Below are 2674 nucleotides of genomic sequence, written 5' to 3'. Positions count from 1 at the left end.
GAGCTGAACCTGGAGGCGCTCAACCTGCGCCCGGGACTATACATCCTCAAGTACACCGACAGCGAGGGCAAGAGCAACACCCTCAAGCTCATCAAGCAGTAAAGCACAAATCCATACCCACAATAAGAAGGGCCTGCAGCTGCTGCAGGCCCTTCTTGTGTTTAGGGGGGTGAGACTAAACGGTGATGCGAGGCAGCCTAAACGCCTTGATTAGTTACCAGCTATTTTGTCTTCGAATCCGATTTGCTCTTCATACGTCTTCCCTATCAATAAACTTATTTACTTATTTCGCGTCCGGGGATATTGTTGCATCTCTGCTCACTAGTTTCTGAACCTTGCAGTTAATCCAAGTGCTATTCAGATGAGATTCCGTGCAGTATGGTGCAAAAACGCCTCATCCCGCTTTAGCACTCAGGAATAATCAGAGTCAAAACGCAACTTTTTTCATTGACTCAAAATCATACTATCTTTTTGAACAGCAACCACTTAACAATTAAATCTAAAATATAGACTATTTTCTATTTTAGGATTTTTCAGAGATTATTTTTATACAAATTAGTTTTTATGAAGTTTTCATCTTTATATTTGCAACAACTTATACAGGAAGTCTTTAATAATAGCGCCAAACTAGTACACATTTCAAAAAGCCTCTGTAGTCCTCGATAGCTGACGCGCCAACGAAAGCTGACGACACGAGTGCTGGGAAAAGACTATTTTAAAGTACAATTTCAACTTTTAGCCAAAGTAGATGAACAATTCATTCTCTCCGCTACGGAAGAGGGCTGGCAGTATTTTGCTTACACCCATTCTCACTCTTGCCCTGATTTTATGTTTTACAGCTTCTGTTTTTGCGCAAAGCTACAGTGGCCCACTGGTTATCACAAAAGGGGGAACTTACCAAGGAAACTGGGAATCCAGAAATACGGAAGTACCTGCTGTTGAGATCCGCACTTCGCAGCCTGTCATCATAGAAAATTCAAATATCCGCGGTGCCGGTTACCTGATCAAAAGCTGGGGCTACTCTACCAACCTGACAGTGCGCCATACCAGTGGTTATGGCTTAAGTCCTACTCCGTACCGTGATTACAAAAAACCAAGACGCTTCCTGACGATTGACAACTTCCAGAATGTAGTAGTGGAAAACTGTTATATGGAGAGCACCGCCGGTATTTATATCGGCACCCGCTACGAAGGAGATGGCTCTAAGAACGAGACGATTCGGATCCGTTACAACATCGCCAAAAACATTGACGGTAGAGTATACGGCGGCGACAAGGATCACTCGCAGTTTGTGCAGTTCAATTTCAAAGGGTCTATCCGCCATGCTGAAATAGCATGGAATGAGGTGACAAACGAAGCTGACAAATCGCTGGTGGAGGATAATATCAACATCCACAACTCTCGTGGAACATCAGACTCTCCTATCCGCATCCACAACAACCTGATTTACGGTGCCTTTCCGATTCCTGCCACATCCTCAAAGTTCTCTGGTGGCGGTATCATCGCGGATGGAGATGGTGACAAAAACACTTGCTCGGCCTATATAGATGCCTACGAAAACCACTTGGTGGGACTGGGTAACTACTCAATGGGTATAGCATCGGGTAACAACATCCGCTACCACCACAACCGCTCTGTGAACGCGGCCATTTTTAACAATGGCAACCAATACGGCATGAACACCTCTGGTATGTGGAGCAAGGACTATAACCGTAAAGGCTCCACATTTGATAACACCGTAGACAACAATGTAATTGGCGTAATGGCTTGGGGGCCTGATCGCTACTACTACCGCAACGATATCTCGGTGGCAGAGAACGCCGACTTCAGAAACAACACCCTGCTACCAAGTCCAATATCTAAGCGTACTGAGCAGGACGAACTAAGCAGATGGCAGCAGAAACTGCAGCAGAACGGTATTAAGCTAGGCCCTAACGGGTCAGTTCAAGAAGCGCCTGCACCTCAAGCTCCTGTTGCTGAAACAGGCAAAACCGGATCCGGTAAGATTTCCAGAGAAGTTTGGAATAACATTTACGGCAGAGATGTATCTGATATTCCGCTTACCAAAGCACCGGAACGACGATCAGAGCTGAGTTCTTTTGAAACCCCAACCAACGAAAGTGACTTTTACGGCCAGCGTATCCGTGGTTATGTGACAGCGCCTAGCAGTGGCGAATACACGTTCTGGATTGCTGCTGACGACCATTCTGAGCTATGGTTAAGCACGTCTGAAAACCCGGGCAACAAAGTAAAGATTGCTTATACAGATGATGATACGTATCCGCAGGAGTGGAACGCCCTTTCATCTCAGAAGTCTGCTAAAATAAGACTTGAGGCAGGCAAGCGCTACTACATTGAGGCCCTGCATAAGGAGCATGCTGGTGGAGACCACTTGGCCGTGGGTTGGCAGTTGCCTAGCGGCGCCATGGAGCGCCCAATCGCAGGTAACAGGCTCTCGCCATTCAATGAGAGCAGTGCTCCAGAATCAGGTGAGTTGGTTTCTTTCAGTGGCAATACCACCAGCGGCAAACTGCAGCATGAGATCTGGTATGGCGTGCATAGCCACAATGTAAAGGACATCCCGGTGAGCAAGGCCCCCAATAAGACAAGCCAGCTGGCCCTGTTCGAGGCCCCCTCCAACGTGGGCGACAACTACGGCCAGCGCATCCGCGGC

General features: G+C 47.2%; 1 protein-coding gene. It reads left to right on the top strand.

Translation table 11 applies throughout. From position 1 onward, the window contains the following. Window positions 1–748 precede the first annotated feature (748 nt). On the top strand, window positions 749–2674 hold a 1926-nt coding region (locus ACXYMU_RS20325), incomplete at its 3' end, for a PA14 domain-containing protein (RefSeq protein ID WP_458988262.1).

The organism is Pontibacter sp. CAU 1760 (genome assembly GCF_054482735.1).
The sequence above is the reverse complement of the archived record's forward strand: the minus strand, read 5'-3'. Positions and strand labels throughout refer to the sequence as shown.